This is a genomic window from Curtobacterium sp. MCBA15_007 (assembly GCF_001864905.1).
In the GTDB taxonomy this organism is placed as follows: domain Bacteria; phylum Actinomycetota; class Actinomycetes; order Actinomycetales; family Microbacteriaceae; genus Curtobacterium; species Curtobacterium poinsettiae.
Map to the genome: position 1 here is coordinate 235,225 of NZ_MJGM01000087.1, position 265 is coordinate 235,489.

The 265-nt window shown below is 66.8% G+C and carries 1 protein-coding gene; it reads left to right on the forward strand.

The annotated features are described in order from the left end of the window. A partial coding sequence (locus BIU95_RS17365; RefSeq protein WP_302846974.1) for a CorA family divalent cation transporter occupies positions 1-265 on the forward strand: 265 nt, incomplete at both ends.

Genomic DNA, 265 nt, shown 5'->3' on the forward strand with positions numbered 1-265 from the left:
ACCAGCTGCTCAGCGAGGTCATCGGGTTCCAGCGCGCCATCGGACCACTGCCCGAGATGCTCAACGCGTTGCTCCGCGGTGCCGAGAAGTACGGCACCGACATCGAGGTGCAGAACCAGCTGCGGAACGTCCTCGACCACGCGATCCGCGTGACCGAGCGGGTGGACACCTTCCGGACGCTGCTCGAGAACGCCCTCACGCTGCACTCGACCCTGGTGACGCAGGAGCAGAACGACGCGATGCGCCGGATGACCAGCGCGAGCCT